The sequence below is a fragment of the Clostridium nigeriense genome (genome assembly GCF_050585245.1).
In the GTDB taxonomy this organism is placed as follows: Bacteria; Bacillota; Clostridia; order Clostridiales; family Clostridiaceae; genus Clostridium; species Clostridium nigeriense_A.
This window is the reverse complement of the sequence record NZ_JBNOOF010000007.1, coordinates 104999-129571: the sequence shown is the minus strand read 5'-3', so window position 1 is coordinate 129571 and position 24573 is coordinate 104999. Positions and strand designations below refer to the sequence as shown.

General features: G+C 29.2%; 24 protein-coding genes and 1 other annotated feature. Of the genes, 3 read left to right on the top strand and 21 right to left on the bottom strand.

Annotated elements, in window-relative coordinates; translation table 11 throughout:
* Window positions 1-24 precede the first annotated feature (24 nt).
* From ACQPUY_RS12185 to ACQPUY_RS12140, 10 genes are all read right to left on the bottom strand, one after another.
* Window positions 25-471 (bottom strand): hypothetical protein, encoded by a 447-nt coding sequence (locus ACQPUY_RS12185; protein WP_430841508.1) that lies wholly within the window; start codon window positions 469-471, stop codon window positions 25-27.
* A 107-nt stretch (window positions 472-578) separates the two neighbouring features.
* A complete protein-coding gene (locus ACQPUY_RS12180) occupies window positions 579-1961 on the bottom strand; it encodes a hypothetical protein (protein WP_430841507.1) in 1383 nt (460 codons plus the stop codon).
* Between the two features lie 122 nt (window positions 1962-2083).
* The gene (gene rsmA / locus ACQPUY_RS12175) at window positions 2084-2935 is read right to left on the bottom strand and encodes a 16S rRNA (adenine(1518)-N(6)/adenine(1519)-N(6))-dimethyltransferase RsmA (RefSeq protein WP_430841506.1); all 852 of its coding nucleotides are present in this window, start codon (window positions 2933-2935) and stop codon (window positions 2084-2086) included.
* Entirely contained in the window at window positions 2925-3488 is a 564-nt protein-coding gene (gene rnmV, locus ACQPUY_RS12170) for a ribonuclease M5 (protein WP_430841505.1), read from the bottom strand. Before rnmV ends, rsmA begins: the two co-directional genes overlap by 11 nt.
* A gap of 151 nt (window positions 3489-3639) precedes the next feature.
* On the bottom strand, window positions 3640-4692 hold the full coding sequence (locus ACQPUY_RS12165) for a 3D domain-containing protein (protein WP_430841504.1): 1053 nt from the start codon (window positions 4690-4692) through the stop codon (window positions 3640-3642).
* A 244-nt stretch (window positions 4693-4936) separates the two neighbouring features.
* Window positions 4937-5722 carry a TatD family hydrolase gene (locus ACQPUY_RS12160; protein ID WP_430841503.1) on the bottom strand — a complete coding sequence of 262 codons (786 nt, stop codon included), beginning with the start codon at window positions 5720-5722 and terminating at the stop codon, window positions 4937-4939.
* 195 nt (window positions 5723-5917) lie between these two features.
* Complete coding sequence (locus ACQPUY_RS12155) at window positions 5918-7522, bottom strand: Na/Pi cotransporter family protein (protein WP_430841502.1); 1605 nt, start codon at window positions 7520-7522, stop codon at window positions 5918-5920.
* A 299-nt stretch (window positions 7523-7821) separates the two neighbouring features.
* A complete protein-coding gene (gene metG, locus ACQPUY_RS12150; protein WP_430841501.1) occupies window positions 7822-9411 on the bottom strand; it encodes a methionine--tRNA ligase in 1590 nt (529 codons plus the stop codon).
* 162 nt (window positions 9412-9573) lie between these two features.
* Complete coding sequence (metG, locus tag ACQPUY_RS12145) at window positions 9574-11517, bottom strand: methionine--tRNA ligase (RefSeq protein ID WP_430841500.1); 1944 nt, start codon at window positions 11515-11517, stop codon at window positions 9574-9576.
* A 72-nt stretch (window positions 11518-11589) separates the two neighbouring features.
* Window positions 11590-11827 (bottom strand) — a binding site (T-box leader).
* 54 nt (window positions 11828-11881) lie between these two features.
* Window positions 11882-12226 carry an SdpI family protein gene (locus tag ACQPUY_RS12140; protein ID WP_430841499.1) on the bottom strand — a complete coding sequence of 115 codons (345 nt, stop codon included), beginning with the start codon at window positions 12224-12226 and terminating at the stop codon, window positions 11882-11884.
* 154 nt (window positions 12227-12380) lie between these two features.
* On the opposite strand from ACQPUY_RS12140, the gene ACQPUY_RS12135 reads away from it, so the two are divergent.
* Both ACQPUY_RS12135 and ACQPUY_RS12130 read left to right on the top strand, forming a co-directional pair.
* Window positions 12381-12863 carry an FUSC family protein gene (locus ACQPUY_RS12135; protein ID WP_430841498.1) on the top strand — a complete coding sequence of 161 codons (483 nt, stop codon included), beginning with the start codon at window positions 12381-12383 and terminating at the stop codon, window positions 12861-12863.
* A gap of 26 nt (window positions 12864-12889) precedes the next feature.
* Window positions 12890-13384 carry an FUSC family protein gene (locus ACQPUY_RS12130; RefSeq protein ID WP_430841497.1) on the top strand — a complete coding sequence of 165 codons (495 nt, stop codon included), beginning with the start codon at window positions 12890-12892 and terminating at the stop codon, window positions 13382-13384.
* Window positions 13385-13478: 94 nt separating this feature from the next.
* Here the strand turns inward: ACQPUY_RS12130 and ACQPUY_RS12125 are convergent, their stop codons facing one another.
* The 6 genes from ACQPUY_RS12125 to ACQPUY_RS12100 all read right to left on the bottom strand — a co-directional run bounded on the left by ACQPUY_RS12125 (window position 13479) and on the right by ACQPUY_RS12100 (window position 18672).
* Window positions 13479-15245 (bottom strand): aminopeptidase P family protein, encoded by a 1767-nt coding sequence (locus ACQPUY_RS12125; RefSeq protein ID WP_430841496.1) that lies wholly within the window; start codon window positions 15243-15245, stop codon window positions 13479-13481.
* Window positions 15246-15439: 194 nt separating this feature from the next.
* Window positions 15440-16681, bottom strand: coding sequence for an aminopeptidase P family protein (locus ACQPUY_RS12120; protein ID WP_430841495.1), 1242 nt, complete (start codon window positions 16679-16681; stop codon window positions 15440-15442).
* 14 nt (window positions 16682-16695) lie between these two features.
* Window positions 16696-17136, bottom strand: coding sequence for an ACT domain-containing protein (locus ACQPUY_RS12115; RefSeq protein ID WP_430841494.1), 441 nt, complete (start codon window positions 17134-17136; stop codon window positions 16696-16698).
* Between the two features lie 81 nt (window positions 17137-17217).
* The gene (locus ACQPUY_RS12110; RefSeq protein ID WP_430841493.1) at window positions 17218-17439 is read right to left on the bottom strand and encodes a hypothetical protein; all 222 of its coding nucleotides are present in this window, start codon (window positions 17437-17439) and stop codon (window positions 17218-17220) included.
* Window positions 17440-17559: 120 nt separating this feature from the next.
* Window positions 17560-18084, bottom strand: a complete 525-nt coding sequence (locus tag ACQPUY_RS12105) for a spore maturation protein (RefSeq protein ID WP_430841492.1) — start codon at window positions 18082-18084, stop codon at window positions 17560-17562.
* A 12-nt stretch (window positions 18085-18096) separates the two neighbouring features.
* A complete protein-coding gene (locus ACQPUY_RS12100; protein ID WP_430841491.1) occupies window positions 18097-18672 on the bottom strand; it encodes a nucleoside recognition domain-containing protein in 576 nt (191 codons plus the stop codon).
* A gap of 115 nt (window positions 18673-18787) precedes the next feature.
* Here ACQPUY_RS12100 and ACQPUY_RS12095 point away from each other — a divergent pair, with 115 nt between their 5' ends.
* Window positions 18788-18973, top strand: coding sequence for a hypothetical protein (locus ACQPUY_RS12095; protein WP_430841490.1), 186 nt, complete (start codon window positions 18788-18790; stop codon window positions 18971-18973).
* Between the two features lie 145 nt (window positions 18974-19118).
* Here ACQPUY_RS12095 and ACQPUY_RS12090 read toward each other — a convergent pair whose 3' ends face one another.
* The 5 genes from ACQPUY_RS12090 to ACQPUY_RS12070 form a co-directional block, all read right to left on the bottom strand.
* A complete protein-coding gene (locus tag ACQPUY_RS12090) occupies window positions 19119-19889 on the bottom strand; it encodes an ABC transporter ATP-binding protein (RefSeq protein ID WP_430841489.1) in 771 nt (256 codons plus the stop codon).
* Window positions 19889-20881, bottom strand: coding sequence for a FecCD family ABC transporter permease (locus ACQPUY_RS12085; protein WP_430841488.1), 993 nt, complete (start codon window positions 20879-20881; stop codon window positions 19889-19891). Before ACQPUY_RS12085 ends, ACQPUY_RS12090 begins: the two co-directional genes overlap by 1 nt.
* Before the next feature lie 2 nt (window positions 20882-20883).
* A complete protein-coding gene (isdE, locus tag ACQPUY_RS12080) occupies window positions 20884-21777 on the bottom strand; it encodes a heme ABC transporter substrate-binding protein IsdE (protein ID WP_430841487.1) in 894 nt (297 codons plus the stop codon).
* 38 nt (window positions 21778-21815) lie between these two features.
* Window positions 21816-22451, bottom strand: coding sequence for an NEAT domain-containing protein (locus ACQPUY_RS12075; protein ID WP_430841486.1), 636 nt, complete (start codon window positions 22449-22451; stop codon window positions 21816-21818).
* A gap of 101 nt (window positions 22452-22552) precedes the next feature.
* A complete protein-coding gene (locus ACQPUY_RS12070; protein WP_430841485.1) occupies window positions 22553-24514 on the bottom strand; it encodes an NEAT domain-containing protein in 1962 nt (653 codons plus the stop codon).
* Window positions 24515-24573: the final 59 nt, after the last annotated feature.

The following is a 24573-nucleotide window of genomic DNA, read 5'->3' as shown; positions in this document are numbered from 1 at the left end:
TTAATAGCAAATCTTATTAAAGAATTACTTAAAACTCATTGCTATATAATCAAAAACAACTTTAATGCTGTTTTTTTCCTTACCTGTATTGTAAGAAAACTTTAATATAAGAACCTTCCCATCTGAGTAATTTCTAAGATAATACATATTAGTCTCATTGTTCTCACTTAGAGTTATTACATTCCATTTATAATCTTCATCTATGACTTTAGTATTATCATTGTCCTTAGTGATATTTTTAGTAAGATCATTTAAATCTCCATCTACAATAGATATATTTCCATAAATATTCTTCCTATTACTAAAGCTAATATTAATATCACTATTTAAGTCACTTTCACTATCTATATCCCATCCTTCTGGCAATAAAAAACTATACTTTCCCTCTCTCAATACATGTTCATTAAATTTCTCAGTATTATTATTGGATAATGCGACTTCTTTAATGTCTTTTATAAATAAATTTCTCATTAAGGTTATAGAAAACATAAGGATTACCAGTAAGGTGATGGTATAGATTTTCTTATTCATTTAATATACTCATTAGGATTTATAAGTACATTTTATTCTCATACCCATTATTGCATAGGCACAACAACAGTTGAATTTTTAAAATCATAGAACATTAACCAACATCCCATTCCATCCCTAGACTCATCACTAACCCAAGTTACAAAACCAGTTTTTCCTTCGTAAGGTTGATCATCTTTATCTTTCATACCTGGAATTCCATATACTATATATCTTAAATTTCCATCCTTATCACATTTATAACCTAACATAAAGTTTCTATGCTTTCGTATATATGGATAATAGTTAAGCATTGGATAATATGCTACTGCATATCTATTATAATTAGACATGTTGCACATTTCATGTAGGTCATTTACAGGAATCTTATACCACTTACAGAATTTTATTTCATCATATTTATTTCTACAGTGTTCAAACCCATTAACTAATCCTTCAAAATACTCTCCTACACTTCCCCTAATCTTAAATTCGCTTGTCTTTTCTTCTAACTTTTCTTCATATTCATCGAATTTATTCTTTATATACCCTCTGTTTAATTCTTCCACACCGTATAGATTATCATTAATATTAGAGCTAAATGGATTATTATTATAATCATTAATTATAAATGGATTATTTTCATCAACTACTTCTTCTTCTACTTCTTCTTCATATTGATTTCTAGTTTCGTCTTCATTAACCTCTATATCTTCTTTATTAACCTCTTCCAAATCTTCGGATTCATCTAATATCTCTGATTCATCCCCTCTAACCTCTTCATCGTTAACCTCGATTTCTCTTTCTGAGTTTTCATCCTCTATTTCTTCATAAATTTCTTCTTCTACTCTTGGCTCTTCTTCATTAACTTTTTCTTCTATTTCTCTTTCTACTATTTCATGAATCTCTTCTTCTGCTAATTCTACCTCTTTTATCTCTTCAGACCTATGTTTATCTTTCTTTTTCTTATCTTCTTTCTTCACATATCCCATTTTATCCTTGGCTTTATCATGAGCAGACTTAACAACCTTATAATTTTTCCAACTATCACTTGGTTGTTCTCCATTAATAAAACCACACATAACTATTATTGGAATACTATTTTTCATCTTTCCTATAGCTGCTCCAGATATTTTATCATAAGATATTCCTAATCCAGCTATATTATCTAAGGGATATTCTTTAGTTACTTCCGCCTTACCACCATCAGATACATGTATCTTACCTAAGTTTATGATTTTCTTAGTATCCTTTTTGTTGCATATGGCTAAGATACAATAATCTTCTTCATCATTTCTTAGATTTTGAGCATAAAAGGAAATTTTACATACATTCCCTTTTGCTTCTACCTTTGAATATCCTGATAAGGTTTTGTCGCTAGAGTTAGAATAGCCTCTTTCATCTTCTTGTAAAATAATAAAATTTCTATACAACTTATTTAATTGTGACAAACCTTTAAAACCTCCATTTTACATTAATTCAATACATTATATGCTAACCATATCCAAATATGTTAAAAATAAAACTCGTAAGATTTTTGTATTTTAATTCAAAATTCTCACGAGTTTATTAATTAGTTCTTCTTTAAATATTTATTTATTTTATCAGATAGAAGAGCAAATTCTTCTATGGTTAATGTTTCTCCTCTTCTCTTTGGATCTATACCAGCCTCTTCAAAGGCTAATTCTAATTCTTCCTTAGGTAATCCTATATTCTTAACTCCATTCCAAAGAGTTTTTCTTCTCATATTAAAAGAACTTCTTATTATTTCAAAAAACAATTTTTCATTCTCCACTTCAACCTTAGGTTCATCTAATCTATCTAATCTGATTACTATAGAGTCAACCTTAGGTCTTGGAATAAAGCATTGAGGTGGTACTTTTCTTATAATCTTTGTATTGCAATAATATTGTACTAATAATGAAAGTGATCCATAATCTTTATTACCTGGCTCTGCATCCATTCTTTCTGCAACTTCTTTTTGAATCATTATAGTTAATGATTTAAAGTTATATTTTTCTTTTAATAACTTAACTATAATTGGAGTAGTTACATAATAAGGTAGGTTAGCTACTAGTTTTACGCTTTTTTCTTCGCCAATTATTTCATTAAAATTAACTTTTAGGGCATCATTATGTATTAAAGTGAACTTAGGATCACTTCCAAGTTCTTCTGTTAAAATAGGAATTAAATCATTATCTAACTCTATAGCTACTACTTTTTTAGCCTTATTTAAAAGTTGAGCTGTTAAGGTTCCAACTCCAGGCCCTATTTCTATAACTAAATCATTTTCATCTACTTCTGCTCCTAATACTATATCCTTAGGCACTGAATCATCTACTAAAAAATTTTGGCCTAAGCTTTTTGAGAATTTAAAATTATATTTCTTAACTAATTCAGCAGTTTTTACATCTTTAATTTCCACCAATATTCACCCCTAGTTTTTTCTCTATTTTTTCTATTGCAGTAATAAATTCTTCCCTAGTTATGGAATATTTATTTAATCTAATTAACATTTGATTTGCATTTCCATAGCCAATTCCAAGTTCCTTACCTAACATCATTCTTCTCTTCTTTGAATTAATATCCCCTGTAAGTTTAAAATAAAACATATCTTCTGAATTATATATCTCCTCAATTATTTCTTCAGATACCTTTGCTCTATTTAATGCTTCAATTATAACTTCTGGCGATGCATTCTCAACTCCTATGTCATCTCCCTTGATTCCATCCTCTTGAGCAATATAAGCATGTTTAATCCCTTTAACTCTCTTAGATATAATACTTCTAATTTTTTCTCCTGCAAAATCTGGATCTGTTAATACTATTACACCTTTCCTCTTTTGAGCTTCTTTTATTCTTTCAATAACTCTAGCATTTATTCCAAAGCCACCAACAGCAATAACCTCAGCATCAACCGCTTGTTTAACTGCTGTTATATCATCTCTTCCCTCAACTACAATAACTTCCCTTATCAAAATATTAACTTCCTTTCTCAAATATACCTAAATAATAATTTATCCTTATATATTTATTATGTCAAATCATAAAAAATTTTTATACTGAAATTTATAATATGTATCTTTCTTAAGAAAAATAAAAGGATGCTCATTAGAGCATCCTCCCATTTTACCATTCTCCAGGATAAGCTAAAATATAAACAGGAACATTATATTTTCTTCCCCAGTTACTATATGCTTCTTCTTCAGAATTGACATATACATCAATGATATTACCTTTTATAGCTCCACCAGTATCTGATGCTACTGCTTTACCATATCCCTCAACATAAACTAATGATCCTAGTGGGATAACTCTTGGATCTACCGCTATAGTACTAATACCATTTGGGTCCCTTACAGGTACAGTTCCTGTTGCTGTAACCCCGCCACCACTATATGCAGTAGATTCACAGTATAAAACGCTCTTATAATCTAATAACTGCCCATCTCTACTGGCAAAAGTTCTTCTAGTGCCTTGAGCAACTATTTTATTTACTGGTTCTGCTACTACTTTCGAGCTTTTAACAGTTTTAGAAAATTCTATACCGTTTTTATAAACTACTTCGTAAACGACTTCCTTTTCCCCTGCTGCTCCTTCTTGCCTCGTTTCTTCAAGACCACTCTCAAGATTTGAATCTTCTTCTAACACCACATCAAAATTAATAGCTTCTTTAGCTAATTCGCTTTTTACTTCAACTTTAACTAAATTGATTTGTAGGTTGTCTTCAATCTTGGTATCTAATGCAGGAGATATTTCATCTACTCCATCAGTATACTCAATGCCTTGCTCCTTTAGTTCTTCTTTTTCTACTTCTAGCATGTCTTCAATAGTATCTTCAGCTGTTTCTAGGCTTATATTCTTTTCGCCTACAACTAACTCTACTGAAACAGCTCTTTTAATAGATATTGTATCACCTTCAGATACATTACTATTTAAAGCTGGTTGAACTTTATCCTTAGAGTTAAGTGTAACTCCTTGAATATCCAACACATCTTTAACAGTCCTCTTATATGTGACAAATGTTTCTTCTTTTCCGTCTATTTTTATTATTATTGTCTTTCTCATGTTTACCAACGTCACTGATAGTATAATTGCTAGCATTATAATGCCTATCAGTATTTTTGCCTTCGGACCGTTAGAAAAGTTATTTTTCAGGTATTTTTTTAAATTCTCTACCATCTCTACTTCCTCCCTTTGGCAAGAGCGTCTTTTGCATTATAATTGAATTGATCGCTTTTGTCAAATTTGACCTCCTGCATTTAAAAACTGTAGATAAAATGCAAATCTATGCATATTAAAATATAAATTATAAATATAATAGCAGTTTTTACAGTTATTATTGAAAGTAGATTGTTTTTTATTACTTAGTCCTTCGTTTAAATTATGTTAATTTTTCCCAATATGGGTACCTATTAATTTTACTTTATATATCTTTTCCTATCAACCTCTTAAAATTATCATTTACTACCAAATTGACTTCTTTTGGGTTCAAATCTTTAATTTGAGCAATTTGTTCTATTATATAAGCTATATAATCTGATTTATTCCTTTTTCCTCTATTTGGTGTCGGTGCCATATATGGAGCATCTGTTTCAACCAGTATATTTTCTAATGGAATTTGCTTTACTACTTCTACTATCTTCTTAGCATTCTTAAATGTTACAACACCTCCGATGCCTATATAGTAGCCAAGTTTTATACATTCAACTGCAAATTCTGTGCTACCAGAAAAGCAATGAACAATCCCCTTAACATTTGGAAATTGCTTCATTATCTCTAAAGTATCTCCATGGGCATCCCTATCATGAATTACAACTGGAAGGTTTAAAGTCTCTGCTAATCTCATTTGTTCTCTAAAAACCTTTTTTTGAATCTCCCTTGATGGATTTTCTTCCCAGTAATAATCTAACCCTATTTCTCCTATGGCTATTATTTTTTCATTCTTTTTAATTAACTCTTTAATTTCATTTTCTACATTATCATTAAATTCATTCGCATTTTCTGGATGTATTCCTAAAGCGCCATATATAAAGTCATTATTTATTGCTAATTTATTTGTTTTATCTATACTTTCATAACTTGATGCACAATTTAATATCCCTATGACATTATTTTCTTTAAGCTCCTTTAAAAGTGATTCTCTATCTTCATCAAAAGCTTCATCATCATAATGGGCATGTGTATCAAATATTATATACTTATTTTCCATTTTTTATTCCTCCAAAATCACTTTTTTTATTTATACTTATCATTATAGTACAAAAATCTAAATATTAAACATATTAAAAGGAAATTAGCTTTATATCTAAATTTTCTGTTATTAAATAGCTAAATAAAATAGGTGAAAAGCTTATCTACTCCAAATTAAGTAATAATAATCTTTTCACCTTTATAATATCAATGTTTAAGCTTTCTTACCAGCATGGCCAATGTTATTTGCATGGTCTCCTATTCTTTCTAAATTACTTATTAGATCTAGGAATATTACACTTGAGGCTGCTGCACAAGCTCTTTCATTTAATCTCTTTATATTATTTTCTCTAAGTTTTTTCTCTAAATTATCTATTTCTTCTTCTATAACTTCTATTTCTTTAGGAACAATTAAACTCTTGTTACTATAACTTTCTATAGCAACTTCTATCGCCCTAATAGTTTTATCAAACATTTCATTTAATTCTTTATTTGCATTCTCTCCAAGATTCAAACCTTTATTAATCTTTTCAAGTGCTAAATCTGCTATATTTTCTGCATGATCTCCTATTCTTTCTATATCATTTATAACATGATAAGTAGAACTAAATAGTTTTATATCAGCTTCTGGCAATTCTAATTGAGATAATTCAACTAAATAATCTGTAATATCTTTTTCTAAAGCATTTATAATCTTTTCATTTTTATAAACCTTCTCTGTAGCTTCCTCATTATCTTCATTAAAAGCTTTCATTGCTAAAAGAACATTTTCCTTAGCCTTATTAGCCATTCTTAAAGTTTCCTTTAAAACTTGTCCATTTGCAACTATCGGTGTATCAAGAAGGCTCTTATCTAAATATATTGCACCTTCCTTTTCTATTTCAGAATCACCTGGAAGTATTTTATTTACTAATTTAACTAAATATGTTGATAATGGTAATAATATAATTGTTACAGTGATATTAAAAATAGTATGGGCATTAGCAACTTGTCTAGCCACATTAGGATCAGTAGATTCTATAAATCTTATAAAAGGCCCTATAAATGGGAAGAATATAACTGCTCCAATTGTATTAAAAAGTAAATGTAATAAAGCAGCCTTTTTTGCAGTTCTATTAGTTCCTAATGATGCTAAAATTGCTGTTACACACGTACCAATATTACATCCTAATATTACTGGAAAAGCTAAACGCATATCTATTGCACCTGTTGTTGCTAGTGCTACTAAAATACCTGTTGTTGCTGATGAACTTTGCACAATAGCTGTCATTCCAAGTCCTGCAAGTAAACCTAATATACTCTTATCTGCAACTATAACTACAAATTCCTTAAACCAACTTGCTTCTGCAATAGGTTTCATAGCTGTTGACATAGCACTCATTCCTAAAAATAAAATACCGAATCCTAATACTATGCTTGCTAAATCTCTGACTTTTTTCTTTTTTGCCATAAGTAATATTATGGCACCCACACCTACAAATATAGGTGCAACTGCATCTAAATCAAAAGATACCATTTGTGCAGTTATTGTAGTTCCAATATTGGCCCCCATTATTACTCCAACTGCTTGAACTAATGACATTAACCCAGCATTTACAAAGCTTACTACCATAACTGTTGTAGCACTTGAACTTTGAATTATTGCAGTAACAGCTGCTCCAACTAATACGGCTATGTACTTATTACTTGTTAATTTTTCAAGTATTGATTTTAGTTTTTCTCCTGCGGCATTTTCTAATCCATCCCCCATTAACTTCATGCCGTATAAAAACATACCTAGGCCACCAATAAGACCCGTTAAAATAGAAAAGCTATCCATCAATTATTCTCCTTAATAACTTAAATTTTATTTTTCATATAATATTAACTTTTAGTTAACAAGCTTAATATACAGCGTTTACCTAAACTTGTAAATATTATTTTGATATTTATTAAATATTGATCAATCTTATGTTCATTTTTTCTTTATTTTTTTGTCACAATACTGTCATATTAATTCTGTATTATAATACTTGTAAAGTAGTTAAAGCATTATTATTTACCCCTAAAACCATCTAATGGTCCCTAGATTAAATTGTTCCCCAAAGTGATTTAATCTAGGGTTTTTCCCTTTTAATATTAATTTTTTTCTTCTTTTAATCTTCTCACTTCTTCTGAAACTCTTTTTCTATCTATCTTATCAAATAAGACTTCTATATCTGAAATTCTTCCTTCTTTCTTTTCTATATAGCTCCATATAGGTTCACTAAAATCTAAAGCGAGTCTGATTTTTTCACAAGTTTTTGGAATAAAAGGTTCTAATAAATTAGATAGATTTATCACAATTTGTAGTGACTCATAAATATTTCTTTCTCCAGTTTCATATTCCTTATGAGCTTTTTTGACAAATCCCATAATATCTAAAAGAGCATTTTTAAATTTCCCTTCTTCAATGTAATCTCCTACATCAAAATATAAATTTAAAATTTCATTTTTTAACTCTTTAGATACAATTCCCTTTGGAACAGTAGAATTATGCTTATCCTTTATATTATTAAAAACCTTATTTACAAAACTCCCAAAATTATTGGCTAAATCTCTATTTACCACATTTATAAAATCTCTCCAAGTAAAATCTGTATCCTTAGTTTCTGGAGAATTTAAAGATAAGTAATATCTAAATCCATCTACATTATAATTTTCAACAATATAATCAGCCCATATTGCCCAATTTTTTACTGATGAAAAGTTCTTCCCTTCTAGCTTTAAGTATTCACTAGATATGACTCTTAAATTAGGATTTTTTATTCCTAATCCCGCTAAAATAGCTGGGAATATAACTGTATGGAATGGAATATTATCTTTTCCATGAACAAAATAAATTCTTGAATCTTCACCTTGCCAATATTCTTTCCAATCTTCATCTGTTCCTTCTAAAGTCTTCATAGTATCTGTTAAATATCCCATGACAGCTTCTATCCAAACATATATCTTTTTATCTTCATATCCATCTAATGGAACATCTACTCCCCAATTAAAATCTCTAGTAACAGCCTTATCTCTTAACCCCTCATCTAAGTATCTTTTCACTATTTTTTGTGCATTTTCTCTCCAACCCTTTTGCCTTATCAAAAGCCTTCTAACATCATTTTCAAAATTTGAAAGAGCAAAAAATAGATGTTTGGTTTCTTTTACTACTGTTTCATTTCCACAAAGCTTACATCTTTTATCTAGAAGTTCCTCATATTCTACTATTTCAGAACAATTTTCACATTGTTCTTCTAAAACTATTTCACCGCAATGAGGACATCTTCCTTCTACATATCTATCAGATAAAAACTCATTACAAGTCTCACAATAAGTTTGCTCAATTTCTTTTTCATATATATAACCTTTATTATATAAATTTAGGATAAACTCTCTTACCTTAGATTCATGATATTCTGAGTGCGTCTTTTCAAATATATCAAAAGAAAAACCAAGACTATCGAAACATTTCTTAAACTCATCATGATATTTAATGGCCGCTTCCAATGGAGTTATTCCCTCTTCTTTAGCCTTCATAGTTACAGGAGTACCATGGCAGTCAGTTCCAGATAAAAATATAACTTTGTCCCCCATAAGTCTATGATATCTTGCAATTATATCACCTGGAAGTAATACTGCTATTCTTCCTAAATGTAACGGTCCATTTGCATAAGGCCATGCGTTCCCAACTATTATATTCATAAAAAACCCCCTTATTATTAATTGATAATTTTAAATTGATAATGGATAATTAAGTAGAAAACTCAGCATAAGCTGAGTTTTTATAATAAATATATTATTAGGAATTTCTCCTTTAAGAGAAATTCCATCCAAAATTATGCATTATCCATTATGCATTATTCATTATCTTACAACGCTTCCTGTTGGCAACTCTCCTGGATTTACTAGTTTTAGTAAACTATCATCATCAGTAGCTGCTGCTAATATCATTCCTTGTGATAACTCGCCTCTTAGAGTAACTGGTTTTAAGTTTGCTACTAATACTACGTATTTTCCAACTAATTCTTCTGGTTTATAGTATTGTGCTATACCTGAAACCACTTGTCTTTCTTCTCCATTTAAATCTACTTTTAACTTTAATAATTTTTTAGCTTTCTTTATAGGTTCGCAAGCTAATACTTTCACTACTCTTAAATCTATTTTTTCAAAATCTTCTATAGTTATTTCTTCTTTAATTGGAGTTATTTCTTTCTTTTCTTCCTTTTTATTGGCAGCTAATTGAGCTTCTCTTAAAGCTTCTAATTCTGCTAACCTCTTATCTACATCTATTCTTGGGAATAATGCTTCTCCCTTTTGAACCTTAGTTCCAATTACTGTTCCATCAAAACTATTTAAGGATTCAAAAGTAATATTACTTGCATTTATTTGCTCATTTATCTTCTTACTTGTATCTGGTAAGAAAGCAGATAATAATACTGAAGCAAATCTTAAACTTTCAACTAAGTTATATAAAACTGTTCCAAGTCTATCTTTCTTTTCTTCATCTTTAGCTAATATCCATGGTGTAGTTTCATCTATATACTTATTAGCTCTTCCTATTAAATCAAATATACATTCTAAAGCCTCAGGTATTCTTAGATGATCTATTGCATCATTTACCTTCTTTGGAGTTTCTAAAGCTAGATTTATTAATTCATTATCTATGGCTTCTTTAACATTATTATTTGGAATTACTCCATCAAAATATTTTTCTATCATAGCTACAGTTCTAGATAATAAATTTCCTAAGTCATTACAAAGATCTGAGTTTATCTTCTTTATAAATATTTCATTATTAAATAATCCATCTGCTCCAAATGGAATTTCTCTTAATAGATAGTATCTAACTGCATCTACTCCAAAGTTTTCAACTAATGTTACTGGATCTACTACGTTACCCTTAGATTTAGACATTTTTCCTCCATCAACAAGTAACCATCCATGTCCGAATACTTGCTTTGGTAATGGTAAATCTAAAGCCATTAACATAATTGGCCAATAAATAGTATGGAATCTTAATATATCCTTACCAATTAAATGAACATCTGCTGGCCAGTATTTTTCATAAAGCTCTTTATTGTCACTTCCATATCCTAAAGCTGTTATATAGTTTGAAAGGGCATCTACCCAAACATAAACAACGTGTCCTTCATCAAAAGTAACTGGAACACCCCAGTTAAAGCTTGTTCTTGAAACACAAAGATCCTGTAATCCTGGTTTTAAGAAGTTATTAACCATTTCATTCTTTCTTGATTCTGGTTGAATAAAATGTGGATGATCTTCAATATATTTCATTAACTTATCAGCATACTTACTCATTTTAAAGAAATATGCTTCTTCCTTTGATTTTTCTACTGGTCTTCCACAGTCTGGACAATTTCCATTAACTAATTGAGTTTCTGTCCAGAAAGATTCACACGGAGTGCAATATAAACCTTCATAAGAAGACTTATAGATATCTCCATTATCATAAAGTTTCTTAAATATATCCTGAACAGCTTTAATATGATAATCATCAGTAGTTCTTATGAATTTATCATAGCTGATATTCATCATCTTCCATAGATCCTTAATTCCTGCTACTATTTCATCTACATGAGCCTTAGGTGTTATTCCCTTTTCTTCAGCAATCCTTTGTATTTTTTGTCCATGCTCATCTGTTCCTGTTAGAAACATTACATCATACCCAGTTAATCTTTTATATCTAGCTAAAGCATCAGCTGCTACAGTAGTATAAGTATTACCAATATGAAGTTTAGTTGATGGATAATAAATTGGTGTCGTAATATAATATGTCTTCTTACACATACCATTTTCCTCCCTATCATTGTTCTTTTTTTCTAAAAATAAAAAGCCTCTATATAGGTATATTAAAACCTACATAGAGACGTATTATACGTGTTACCACTCTAATTTATATTTATTTCGCAATAAATATCTTAATAGGTGACATTCTATCACCTTGCAATATAACGGTTGCTACCGTATTCCCCTAACTAAATTGCTCAGAGAATATGCTCCAAGGCCATCTTCATAAAGCTTTATGCCGCTAGCTTTCACCTACTCTAGCTCTCTTTAGACACTCCCTCTTTACTACTCTTCTTTTCATAGCATTTTATTTATTGTTAATATTATGATATTCCATATTAAATTTGCTGTCAATTATTTTAAATTATGATTTGTTATTAAATTTCTTTTTTATAAGATTATCTATCATCATCCTAGAAAAAATCACCATGAACAAATTAAATAATAATATAAAAGTAAAGGTGCCTTCACCTAATATAAATAATATTATAGCATTAATTATAAACAGAAAAGTTCCTATTGCTCCAAAAATTTTTGCAGCAACTTTATTTGAATACTCCCAAGAATACTTATCCTTTATAGAGAATTGATTCTTAAATCCAAAATTCATTTTATTAAATTTAGTTGAATTAGTTTCATATAATCCTCCTAATATAAATAAGCCTATAGGTATTATCTCTACAATTAATAAATAAATCCAAAATTCCATATTAACCTTCCTTCTACAACCTAATTACATCCTCATATTATTATAATTTTATACTAATGCTTCATAATACTGCAATAAGATTCAAATTATTTTTATAATAAAAACTTTATACTTTATATGATATAATTGTATCAAAAAGATTGGGGTTGATACTGTGAAAACTTTCGAATTGCCTCATATGGGATCTAGGAATATTAAAACTGCTCTATCTGTTTTAGTATGTCTTATATTTTGGCCAAATTCTCTTTTTGCAGCAATTGCAGCTGTAATCTGTGTGCAAGGCACCGTGGAAAATTCCCTTGTTATTGGGATAAACAGGCTTATAGGAACACTTCTTGGAGGTATATTAGGAATAGTATTTTTATATATTGCTAACGGACTTAATTTACAAAATTTTCTACCATTAATTGTTTCTATCGGGGTTTTATTAATTATATATATATGCAATATAATAAAAAAACCTTCCGCTTGTTCAATTTCATCTATTACATTAATTAGTATTTTAGTATCTCAAAGCTATAATAATCCTCTAATGTATTCTATACGAAGAATTATTGAAACTGCTTTTGGAGTAATTGTTGCAATATTAATTAACAAGTATATACATCCACCAAAAGAGAAAAATACTATCGATTAAGCTAACTAAAGATAAGGAGTTATACCATGAATTTTACTTTTCCCAAAATTGGTCTAAGAACCATCAAAACTGCTCTTGCAGTATTTTTATGTTTATTATTTTTTCCAAGTGAGCCCTTTTTTGCTTGTTTAACTGCTGTTTTTTGTGTTCAAGATACAGTTTCTAATTCTATTAATATGGCAATAAATAGGGGCTTAGGCACAATTCTAGGTGCTACAATTGGTCTTTTATTTCTAATATTATGTAGATTTTTCACATATAATATTGATATTTATATTATTAGAAAACTATTAGTTTATATAACTATTGCATTAGGGGTAATTGTAGTTATTTATATATGTAATTTAATAAAAAAAACTGGTGCTATAAATATATCTTGCATAGCTTTTCTAGCTGTTACTACAGTTCATGCATTTGGACACCCAATTTACTATGCAATTAATAGAACTATAGAAACTCTTTTCGGAATCTTTATAGCTCTATTGGTTAATAAATTTATTGCACCACCAAAGTCAAATTAAAAATTAAGAATGAAAAATTATTGTGAAAAGAAATTCAGCTTTTGCTGAATTTCTTTTCACAATTTTTAATTCTACATTTTTCACTCTTCATTCCCTATATTGCTCTTGTTTTATGCTTTAAGAATTCTTTTTCTTCTTCATTTAAATATGGACTTAGCTTTTCAAATACCATCTTGTGATAATTATTTAGCCAATCCTTTTCTTCAGATGATAATATTTCTACATTAATACCATCTAAATCTATTGGACAATAAGAAATGGTTCTAAACTTATAGAATTCTCCAAACTCTTCAGATACAACATCCTTTTCTACTATAAGAGTATTTTCTGTCCTTATACCATGCTTACCTTCCTTATAAACTCCAGGTTCATTAGTTAAAATCATTCCAGGCTCTAAAACTACAGAATTTCCTGCTGGTCTTATTCCTTGTGGTCCCTCATGAACATTTAAGAAGAATCCTACTCCATGTCCTGTTCCACATTTATAATCTATTCCATAATTCCAAAGAGGTCTTCTTGCAAGTACATCTAAATTGATGCCAGTAGATCCCCTTAAAAACTTAGCTGAAGCCAATGCAATATGTCCTTTTAAAACTAAAGTATAATCTCTCTTTTCTTCTTCTGTTATAGGTCCTAATATAAATGTTCTCGTAATATCAGTAGTTCCGTCTAAATATTGTGCACCTGAATCTACTAGGAACATTCCTTCTGGTTTTAACTCATATTTACTCTCTTCTGTAGCAGAGTAATGCATCATGGCAGCATGGTCTTTATAACCTGCTATAGTTCCAAAACTATCACCTTTATAATTATCTCCCATAGCTCTAATAGCAGTTAATTTATCACTAGCTGATATTTCAGTTATTTCTTGCTTTCCTATGTTCTCTTTAAGCCATTTTACGAACTTAACCATAGCGACTCCATCTCTCACTTGAGACACTTCCCAGTTAGCTATCTCTACATCATTTTTTATAGCCTTTAAATTAGTAGTTACATTAACTTCTCTTATTATCTTTACTTCTTTATTTAAAGCAGTAAAGATCTTCGAATTTAATTTATTTGGATCAAGTATTACTGTTCCAGTTAATACTTTTACATCATCTTCAATATCATCATACCCTTTAACTGTAAATCCTTCAGCTTTTAGCTTAGATTCAGTTATATCATCAACTTTATCGCTATCTATATAAAGAGTTGAATAGTTGTTTCCAACTATCACATAAGAAAGAGCTACTGGATTAAACTCAATATCATTACCTCTTGTATTACATAACCATGCTATGTCATCTAAAGAAGATAATATAAAATAATCAGCGGATTTTTTAGCCATATTTTTTCTAACTTCATTTAGCTTTTCACTAGCTGATTTTCCTGCATACTTTTCATCATGTAAAAAAATTTTATTTTTAGGTAATTCACTTCTTGTATTCCACACATTTTCTAATAAATCTTTTTCCATGTTGATAGTAAAGTTTTTTTCATTAGCTATCTTTAAATATCCTTCATACTGATTAACAGAAAATAATCTTCCATCAAAACCTAACACTTCATTTATTTTTAAGTTATCATTTATCCACTCTTCAATAGTTGGATATCCTGGAGTTCTCATTTTCATAAGAGAAATTCCACTTCCATTAAGCTGCTTATCAGCTTGAATAAAATATCTTCCATCTGTCCAAAGATATGCTTCTTTTAATCCAACTAGAAGAGTCCCTGCAGAGCCTGTAAAACCAGATATAAACTCTCTTCCTTTAAAATATTCTGCTACATATTCACTTTGATGAGAATCACTACTTGGAATAATATAATAATCTATATTTTCTTTTTTCATAACTTCTCTAAGTTTTTCTAAATTACTCATAACTTTTGCCCCCTATGTTAATTTTCTAATTATTATTATACCTATATAAATTACTATAATCCATAGTATACCAATTTTTAATTTACATTATTTTCTGAATGTTTATAACACAGATAAATTTTCCTACATAATTTATTCTTCTACCTTTTTACCAAAAATTTGTACTCATATACATATAAAAACATTATCTTAATTTAATTTTTCTTATTATTAGACATAAATTTTTCAATTTCTTCTACAGTTTTAATCATTTCTTTTGTTAAAACTTCATAACCATTGTCTGTTATTAATACATCATCCTCAATTCTTATTCCTATTCCCTCTTCTTCTATATAAATACCTGGTTCAACTGTATAAATCATACCAGCCTCAAAAATAACATCTCTATTTTCAAGTTCTATATCATGAGTATCCATCCCCAAACTATGACCTATACTATGATAATAATATTTAGACACATCTTCTTTACTAGTTATAAGTCCTAATGAAATACATTCTTCTGCTATCCATTCTTTAGCCTTTTTATTTAACTCTAAAAAGCTTACTCCTGGTTTCATTTCTTCTATTACTTTTTCATTTACTCTTAAAACTGCATTATAAACTTCTTTTTGTCTATCATTGAATTTTCCATTTATAGGAAAGGTTCTTGAAATATCACCATTATAATATTTATATTGAGCTCCTAAATCAAATAAGATTAAATCTCCATCCTTTAATTCAGAATCATTAGTTACGTAATGTAAAACTGTTGCATTCTTTCCTGCTGCGGCAATGGTTTTAAATGCTAAATCCTTAGCTCCATTTTTCTTACATATAAAGTCAAAATAAGCTTCAAGTTCATACTCTTTAATTCCTGGTTTAGAGTTTTTCATAAGCTCATTTACTCCATCTATAGTTATAGATATTGCTTTTCTTATTCTATCTACTTCCTCTTCAGTTTTTATAAGCCTTAATGATCCAATCAAGTTAAATGCATTTTTAATATTTATATTATAGTATTTATTCTTAATTTCATTTAAAAAATCATAAGATACATTTCCCTTTTCTAAGTCTAGATAAATATTTATCTCCTCTTTATTAAGAATAAGCTTATCTGTAAAAGCATCAAAATCTCCTAAGTATCTTACCTCTTCAACTCCACAAATATCAAAAACTTCGTCTTTTCTAATAGTCTTTCCTTCCCACTTTTCCCTAATAGGATCAACCTCTTTTATAAATAGGTATTCCTTAGCTATACCATTTAGCTTAGATAAAACTAATATATGATCTTCTTCATCTATTCCTGTTAAGTAATAAAAATTTCTATTAGGTGTAAAAGGATAATTTTCATCTGCTGTTTTCTTAGGAGATTTTCCAGCAAATAATATTAATAAAGAATTATCCTTAATCTTATTTAATACCTTCTCTCTATTATTTTTATAAAATTCTCTTTTCATTATTAAAACCCTCCTTATTCCATAGCTAATACCTTAACACTTATAACATTTGATAAACTTCTCAAGGTATTAACTAAATGCTTCAAATCTTTCTTCAAATTTGATATATCTAAGGTTATAGTTACATTGGCAGCCATATTTATAGGTATATCTTGGTTAATTGTTAATATATTTCCCTTGTTAAATGCAATGCAGTCTAGGACCTTAGATAATGTTCCAGTTTCATGTGATAATAGTACAATTAAGGTTATCTTTTTAGTATTTAATCCCTCAGACATAGGAAAAACATAATCTTTATACTTATAAAAAGTACTCCTACTTATCCCTGCTTGTTTTACAGCTTCGCTTATATCCTTTGCCTTTCCTGTTAAAAGATTCTCTTTAACTTCTAATACCTTTTTGAAAATTTCTGGTATAACCTTACTACTTACTATGTAATATTTTTCTGAAGCCATCCCATCACCGCCCTTAATAAAATAAAAAAGCTATATAATTTAATATTATATAGCTTATTAACTCTAAAATACATATTATTCCTAAAGTTTATTTATATGAATTCTATTGGACTTTTTAGTCCTTTCTATATAACTCTTAAAAAGCGAAACCACAATAGAAATAACTCCACCTAATGCAAATCCCATCTCAACATTATTAAAAAATAAACCTGCTAATACTCCTAAGCCAACTCCATATGCTAAGAATATAGCTAATGTTTTAATTTCATCCTCACTTAAAAATAAGCTATCAAGCCATTTCATATCTCAATCACTTCCCTCTATTATTTATGTTTTTATTATATATTATTTTTATAATAAACTAGTTACAAAATTATTACGTATTGATTAAAAAATATTAAATCTTACATTAATTAGGATATTCTACATTAGAAGTTTCGAAACTAATAAAATTGATACAATAATAGCTGTTAAATCTGCCAATATCGCCGCCCATACTGTATGCCTTATTTTTTTTATTTGAATGGCTCCAAAATATACTGTTACAGTATAAAAGATAGTTTCTGTAGTCCCCATAATTACTGAAGCTATCAACCCTATGTAGCTATCTGGTCCATAAGTCTTTACTATGTCTGTTAATATACCTAGGGCACCACTCCCTGATAAAGGTTTTACTAATACTAAAGGAACTATTTCTTTAGGCAGCCCAATAAGACTACTCACAGGTGATATTATATTATTTAATATATCCAGTAGTTTTGCCTCTCTAAATATGTTTACTGCAATTATCATCGCTAAAAGATATGGAAAAATATTAAGACATACTTTTAATCCTTCCTTGGCCCCTTCTATAAACCATTCATAAACCTTTTTGCCTTTTATCATTCCATAAGTTATTATAATAACCACTATTATAGGAATTATACTTTTTGTTATATATTGAAACATATACTCATCCCCCTAAAAATATCTCTGTAAAATCTTACAAAGAATTACTCCCGTAATAGCTGCAACTGTACTTGCTAATACCGCTGGTAAAATTATCGCTCCTGGATTATTAGATCCTACAGCTGCTCTTATAGAAATAACCGTTGAAGGTACTAACTGGATGCAAGCAGCATTTAAAACTAAAAATAATGACATATCATTAGATGCAACTCCCTTTTCCTTATTAAGTCTATCCATTTCTTGCATAGCCTTTATTCCAAAAGGAGTAGCTGCATTTCCGAGTCCCATCATATTAGCAGTTATGTTCATGACAATAGCTCCTAAAGCTTTCTCATCCTTGGCTGCTTCTTTAAAAATAATTTTCAAAATTGGTCTTAATAGCTTAGCAAGCTTATTCGTAAATCCACTCTTTTCAGCTACTTTCATAACTCCACACCAAAAGCACATAAGGCCGACTAATCCTATTATCATTGTAACTGTTGAATCTGCTGAATTAATTATAGCCTTAGAAATGGCCTCTCCATTTCCAGTAAATAATCCAAATAATATTCCTAGAAATATCATTACAAACCAAATATAATTTATCAAACTCCCACCTCTTAAAATTACTTATATAAATATATGACTTGAATCTAATATTTATTAGTGATAGGATGAATATATATAACATTAATTATGTTTAAATACATAAAGGAGAGTAATTATGAAGGAATCAAACTTAAAACTAGCTCAACAAGATATAGATGAGGCTCTTAAAACTGTAGAAGACATGGTGAAATTTATAGATGATGCTGATCTTCCTAAGGATGTATTAAAAGAAAAGTTTCTTACCTTAACAGAGAAGGTTCAAGAACTAGAAAACATATTAAAACTTGAAGGTATATTATAAATAATAAAGAAAGGAGCTATCAGATTAGCGGCTTATAATCCGCCATTGATAGCTCCTTTTTAATTTAGAGTAATTAAAAATATATTTACTTTAATAAATTTTTTACCTGCAATACCAATAGAATCCTTATCTATTTTTAAATTTACTATAATTTTAACGGAACAAAAAATATTTCATTCTCTATTTCACTAATAAAACCACCTATTTTATATACTTTATTAAGCAAATTCATATCTATTACTTCATTTACTTTACCACTAGCAATAAGTTGCCCACATTTCATTACTATTACATTATCACTATATTTTATTGCTTGATTAATATCGTGCAAAACCATGATAACAGTTAAATCTTCTTCATCATTTAATTCTTTAACAAGCTCTAATATTTCAACTTGATGATAAATATCTAAATATGTAGTAGGCTCATCTAAAAATAATATTTTACTTTTTTGAGCTAATGCCATAGCAATAAAAGCTCTTTGTCTTTCTCCTCCTGATAAACTCATAACAACCTTATCTTTTAAATCTTCAAGTCCGGTCCTCTTTATAGCCCAATCTATTATCACATCATCATTTTCATCATGTCCTTGAAAATACTTTTTATGAGGAATTCTACCATAAGAAACTAATTCTTTAACAGTAATATCACTAGGAACTGTATTTTGTTGATGAACCGTTGCTATTTCCTTGGCTAAATCTTTTTTCTTTATTTTTTGGATAGCTTTATTATTTATTATTACTTCTCCAGATGTAGGCTTATTTAGCCCTGCAAAAATGCTTAATAATGTAGATTTACCACTACCATTCGGCCCTAATATAGTTGTTATTTTTCCCTTTTCAATTTCAACATTTAACTTACTAATAAAACTTTTATCTTTATCATAAGAGAAACATAAATCCTTTGCTGTTATCATTACTTTAAGTCACTCCTTCTTAAAAGATATAAGAAAAATGGTGCTCCAAATACACATGTTACTATTCCTACAGGTATCTCATTAGGTCTCATTAGCATTCTACCAATAGTGTCTGCAAATAAAACTAAAATTGCTCCTACTAATCCACTACACGGAATTAAATATTTGTGATCAGAACCTATTACCATTCTACAAATATGCGGTACTAATAAACCTACAAAAGATATAACTCCTGCTATTGCAGTTGATATACTAGCTAAAAATACTGCCACTGCTGTAACTATCACCATATAAATATCAGAATTAAATCCTAAACTTTTTGCATTTTTACTTCCTAAAGATAATATATTACAAACCTTGCTTAACAATATTGCTAAAACTATCCCTATTACAGAATATACTAATAGTATGTTTACATTGCTCCAATTAACTGTAGCTAAGCTTCCCATCATCCACTTTTGTATATTACTTGCACCTAATCCAGCACTTATAGTAATCATAGATGAAAATCCTCCTAGTAATGCATTGCAAGCAGCCCCTGCTAAAACTATTCTTATAGGAGATAATCCCTTCTTATATGCCATACAATAAATAATTGCGCAACATACTAATCCACCTAGAAAACCAAATAATGGTCTTAAAGTTGTAACACTAGGCATAAATACCATAAAAAATACTGTAACTGCACATGCTCCAGATGATATACCTGTTACATATGGATCTGCTAATGGATTTCTTATTACGGCTTGTAATAAAACTCCTGAGATAGCTAAGTTAGCTCCAATTAATACAGCTATAATAACCCTTGGCATTCTCAAATCCTTTATAATAGCTATATTTTCATTTGATTGTCCAAAAAATATACCACTTATAAGCTCTTTATATTCAACATTAATACTACCTAATTTTAAAGAAATCAATACATTTACTACTAATAATATCCCTAACAATATTATTATTGATATCTTTAATTTTTTATTTGCAACTATCATAACTATTCCTCATCACCATGAACTATATCACTTAATAAATCTAAACCTTCAATAACCTTAAGATTTGCACTCATTCCAAAGTAATTATTATCTAAATATATTACTTTACCTTCTTTAACAGCATTTATACTTTGCCAAGCGGTATCCGTAGCCATTTCAGCTTCTAAAGCAGCCTTTGTTTGTTCTGGTAGAGCATGAACCATAACTAGAATCATTTCTGGATCGAGCATAGCTAAATCCTCCTTGTTATATGTAATAAAAGATGTACTATTATCCTCAACTATATTTTTTCCACCAACTAACTCTACTAGGCTTCCAACATAAGATTTTGCTGTTGCTATCATTGTTGCTCCAGGCGCTGCAAATAATACAAGCACGTCTTTCTTTTCTAAAGATTCAGCCTTTATTTTAACTTCCCCTTCTTTTTGCTCTATCTGATTTAATAAATCATCTGCTTTTTCTACTGCATTAAATCTTTCTCCTAAAGTTTCAATCGCATTCTTTAATCCATCTAAGCTTTCTAAAGAAACAAATTCACTGGGAATATTATTTTGTGTAAATAATTCCATATAATCTGATCCTAATGTATCTACTGAAACTACAATAGATGGATTTAATGATTTAATGATTTCTAAATCCGGATTCATTGGATTTCCAACTTCAACTGCTCCTTCAGTACTTGATGGTAATTCATATGATGTGGTTGGTACCCCAGAAATCTTTACTCCTAATGCATCTAAAATTTTAACTACAGCGACTGATGTAGCAACAACTACCTCTTCGCCATTTTCACTATTACCTTCTATAATATTTTCATTACTTTCTGAGCTACAGCTAATCAATCCTAAAGTCATTAATCCTGCCAATATCATAGATAAAATTTTTTTACATTTCATTATATATATCCTTCCTATAAATTATTTTTAATAATTTACTATTTCTTCTTTCTCTTAACTACTATTAAAGCTCCAACTACTACAACTAAAGCTACTCCTATTATCACTATAGCCCCATTATTATTTTTAGTTGTGCTTTCTATTTCTTCTTCTCTAACTTCTTCAGTTGATATTATTTCTTCTTCTGATTTTTCTTCTATTTCCTCTTCTATTGTCTCGATTAAATTTAATGTTTCTATTTTAGGTATAACCTTAAACTCAACATCCCTTTCCATCGGACCTACATATATTAAAGCATCCATATCTGCATCTACTTTATCAACTTCTACCTTTAATTTAACTGTTCCCTCTTCATTATTATCTTCTACTAATTCAACTGGAACTTCTTCTCCATTAACCTTAATTCTATAGTTTTCCATATAATCACTACCCGAAAATCCTATAGTATAAATAATATGTTCTTTTGTAACTTCTAAAGTCATTGTCGGTAAAAGGTAAGTTCTCGACATCGCCATTCCAGTTTCAGATTCATGATAAACATCATTTTCAACTTCATATATTCCACTTACAATATCATCCGTTATAGCATATACATTTTTGCTTCCCAAAGTAAAAAATATGCCTAAAACCATTGTAATCATTAATACTTTCTTTAATTTATTTAATATTTTCATCCCTAACTCTCCTTAAAAATTAAAATCAAATTAGGAGGTAAACAAATAGATCTACTATTTTATTTACCTCCCTTTATAATACCTTCTAATGAAAAAGTAAGTTACTTTCTTTTTCTTACTAAAACTGCTCCTGCTGAAGTTAAAATTAATCCTAATCCAGCCATAGTTGCCGAGCTAGCAACTGCTCCTGTTTGTGGTAATGTTTCTACTTTATACTCTTTAATAAATGTTAATGTATTTTCTAATAATTCAACTTCGAATTCTACTTCTTTTGCCATTGGTACAACATAAACTTTAACTTTTATTATATCGCTTAAACTTGATACTTTAAATCTAAAGCTTGTAGTATCCCCACTTGTAGTTTTACTTGCACTTACATATGATCCATTAACATAAATCATATGATTTTGCATTAACTCTGCTCCTGTAAATGTTAAAGTAACGTAATATTGACCTTCTATTTCCTCAACATTTGAAATTTCATTTAAATATTTTCTAGCCATTGCCTGACCTGTTGCACTCTCATGCTTTACATTATTTTTAATAGAATATAACTTTCCTACTGTTACTTTAGTTTCCTCTTCTGTATTTGTTTCTGAAGTTGTTCCAGATGTAGTGTTGCTTTCGCTTCCAGATGTAGTTCCTTCTGTAGTATTTTCAGTGTTACCTGTGCTTCCACTATCATTTGAACTATCAACTAATACAAGTGTATCATTTAATAAATTAACTCCAAAATCAACGTTACTACCCATTGCATCAACATAAGCTGAAACCTTTAGTGAATCTTCTAAACTTCCAACTACAAATCTTAAACTAACAACATTATCACTTACTGATTTAGTAGCATCTACTTTATTTCCATTAACATATATTATATGATCCTTCATCATTGTTGATCCCATAGATGTAAATTTCAATGTTACATAGTATTTACCATCAATAAGTTCAACCTTTGATACTTCTTCTAATGCTTGTCTAGCCATTTTTAATCCAGTATCACTTTGATGTGTTACTTCATTTTTTATTGTATAAGTCTTAGTTGCTGAACTTTCAGCATTGCTTCCATCATTTGAGTTTTCATTTCCTGAATTTCCAGAGTTGTCTACATTTCCTCCAGTATTTTCAGATTCACTTTCCTCACTATCTCCCATATTATTTGAGCTATCTTCTGAAACCTTTTCTAATGTATTCATATCATTAACTAAATCAATTGATTGAACTTCTGTGAATCCCATTTGTGGAACAGATATAGTCATCTCTATCTCAACCTTTGAATCTATTGATGGCACTTCAAATGTTACAGACTTATCTTCATTTATAACAGTGCTAACAGCTACTCCATTTACTTTAGCTGTTGTTCCAGTTATATACTGTAATCCACTTTCTGTATACTTCATAGTCATTGTAATTTTTCCGTCTTTTACAGTAATAGTTGTTTTATCTTCTATATATTTTCTGGCTCTACTTTCTTCTTCTGTTCCAACCTTATATATAGCATTAGAAACTTCGTATTTTCCATCTTCTAAAACATTTTCTTCTTCATCAACAGAAGTATCACCTGAATTACTATCTTCAACTTTTACTAATGTATTCATATCATTAACTAAATCAATTGATTGAACTTCTGTAAATCCCATTTGTGGAACAGATATAGTCATTTCTATCTCAACCTTTGAATCTATTGACGGCACTTCAAATGTTACAGACTTATCTTCATTTATAACAGTTCTAACAGCTACTCCATTTACTTTAGCCGTTGTTCCAGTTATATACTGTAATCCACTTTCTGTATACTTCATAGTCATCGTAATTTTTCCGTCTTCTACAGTAATAATTGTTTTATCTTCTATATATTTTCTAGCTTTGCTTTCTTCTTCTGTTCCAACCTTGAATATATTATTAGAAACCTCATACTTTCCATCTTCTGTAGACTCTTTTGCATTCACCTCAGATTTTGTAGTGTTGTCTAGTTCTGTAGCACCTACAACTCTAAAATTTCCTGATAACACTGTAGTTGCTATCATAACAGCTGCCAATAATTGACATACCTTTCTTTTTAACATATATATCCCCCTAAATGTATTTTTTGGATTATTTATATTAATTGACATATTATAAAATT

Excerpts from the sequence above, each read along its gene's own strand:
- ACQPUY_RS12185 (WP_430841508.1), bottom strand. The coding sequence starts at position 471 with ATGAGAAATTTATTTATAAAAGACATTAAAGAAGTCGCATTATCCAAT.
- ACQPUY_RS12165 (WP_430841504.1), bottom strand. The coding sequence starts at position 4,692 with ATGGTAGAGAATTTAAAAAAATACCTGAAAAATAACTTTTCTAACGGT.
- ACQPUY_RS12160 (WP_430841503.1), bottom strand. The coding sequence starts at position 5,722 with ATGGAAAATAAGTATATAATATTTGATACACATGCCCATTATGATGAT.
- ACQPUY_RS12155 (WP_430841502.1), bottom strand. The coding sequence starts at position 7,522 with ATGGATAGCTTTTCTATTTTAACGGGTCTTATTGGTGGCCTAGGTATG.
- metG (WP_430841501.1), bottom strand. The coding sequence starts at position 9,411 with ATGAATATAATAGTTGGGAACGCATGGCCTTATGCAAATGGACCGTTA.
- metG (WP_430841500.1), bottom strand. The coding sequence starts at position 11,517 with ATGTGTAAGAAGACATATTATATTACGACACCAATTTATTATCCATCA.
- ACQPUY_RS12140 (WP_430841499.1), bottom strand. The coding sequence starts at position 12,226 with ATGGAATTTTGGATTTATTTATTAATTGTAGAGATAATACCTATAGGC.
- ACQPUY_RS12130 (WP_430841497.1), top strand. The coding sequence starts at position 12,890 with ATGAATTTTACTTTTCCCAAAATTGGTCTAAGAACCATCAAAACTGCT.
- ACQPUY_RS12125 (WP_430841496.1), bottom strand. The coding sequence starts at position 15,245 with ATGAGTAATTTAGAAAAACTTAGAGAAGTTATGAAAAAAGAAAATATA.
- ACQPUY_RS12120 (WP_430841495.1), bottom strand. The coding sequence starts at position 16,681 with ATGAAAAGAGAATTTTATAAAAATAATAGAGAGAAGGTATTAAATAAG.
- ACQPUY_RS12115 (WP_430841494.1), bottom strand. The coding sequence starts at position 17,136 with ATGGCTTCAGAAAAATATTACATAGTAAGTAGTAAGGTTATACCAGAA.
- ACQPUY_RS12110 (WP_430841493.1), bottom strand. The coding sequence starts at position 17,439 with ATGAAATGGCTTGATAGCTTATTTTTAAGTGAGGATGAAATTAAAACA.
- ACQPUY_RS12105 (WP_430841492.1), bottom strand. The coding sequence starts at position 18,084 with ATGTTTCAATATATAACAAAAAGTATAATTCCTATAATAGTGGTTATT.
- ACQPUY_RS12095 (WP_430841490.1), top strand. The coding sequence starts at position 18,788 with ATGAAGGAATCAAACTTAAAACTAGCTCAACAAGATATAGATGAGGCT.
- ACQPUY_RS12090 (WP_430841489.1), bottom strand. The coding sequence starts at position 19,889 with ATGATAACAGCAAAGGATTTATGTTTCTCTTATGATAAAGATAAAAGT.
- ACQPUY_RS12085 (WP_430841488.1), bottom strand. The coding sequence starts at position 20,881 with ATGATAGTTGCAAATAAAAAATTAAAGATATCAATAATAATATTGTTA.
- isdE (WP_430841487.1), bottom strand. The coding sequence starts at position 21,777 with ATGAAATGTAAAAAAATTTTATCTATGATATTGGCAGGATTAATGACT.
- ACQPUY_RS12075 (WP_430841486.1), bottom strand. The coding sequence starts at position 22,451 with ATGAAAATATTAAATAAATTAAAGAAAGTATTAATGATTACAATGGTT.
- ACQPUY_RS12070 (WP_430841485.1), bottom strand. The coding sequence starts at position 24,514 with ATGTTAAAAAGAAAGGTATGTCAATTATTGGCAGCTGTTATGATAGCA.